Origin of the sequence: Nocardia elegans NBRC 108235 (assembly GCF_001612845.1) — a bacterium.
GTDB lineage: Bacteria > Actinomycetota > Actinomycetes > Mycobacteriales > Mycobacteriaceae > Nocardia > Nocardia nova.
The window spans coordinates 1-888 of sequence record NZ_BDBF01000112.1; the positions used below are offsets into that span (position 1 = coordinate 1).

Annotated in this window: 1 protein-coding gene; it reads left to right on the top strand. The window is 66.7% G+C overall.

Annotation, left to right across the window (positions count from 1 at the left end):
* On the top strand, positions 1-888 hold an 888-nt coding region (locus NE2_RS34420), incomplete at both ends, for a PucR family transcriptional regulator (RefSeq protein WP_063909567.1).

An 888-nucleotide genomic window follows, 5' to 3' on the forward strand; every position in this document is an offset into this window, starting at 1 on the left:
CGGTGACGGTGAACCCACACTCACCCTCACCCACACCGACTACACCAACCTCCTCCAAGGCGCCAAACTCCTCGTCGAAATCCTCGACACCATGACCACCGCCGTCTCCCACGCCTACGTCCGCGAACTCCGCGCCGTCGTCTCCGAACACCACAACGCCGTCCACACCCTCACCTCAGCCCTCCTCGGCGGCCACCCCACCAGCACCATGGCCCGCGAATGCGGCATCGAAATCGCCGACAACTACCACATCCTCGCCCTCCACATCCCCCCACACCCCGACCAAGCCAACCCCCACCTCGACCCCACCATCATCGCCCGCCGCAAACTCCGCCGCATCCAAGCCGCCCTCGCCACCACCACCCACACCACCACCCTCTCCCTCCTATCCACCGACGGCGGCACCCTCCTCATCCCCACCACCACACCCACCGACCTCGACACCCTCATCACCCACCTCTCCCACGCCGCCCGAGTCCCCATCACCGCCACCACCACAACCACACCCACCACCGACATCCCCACCGCCACCGACCAAACCCACCAACTCCTCGACATGGTCACCCGCCTCGGATCAATCCCCGGCCTCTACCGCTTCGACGACCTCGCCCTCGAATACCAACTCACCCGCCCCGGACCCGGCCGCGACCACCTCGGCACCCTCCTCAACCCCCTCGACCACCACCCCGAACTCCTCACCACCCTCCAAACCCACATCGCCAACAACCTCAACCGCCAACGCACCGCCCGACTCCTCCACGTCCACACCAACACCGTCGACTACCGCCTCAAACGCATCGCCCAACTCACCGGCTTCGACCCCACCCAAGCCAGCGGACTCTGGTACCTCCGCTCCGCACTCGTCGCCCGCACCTACACCACCGCATG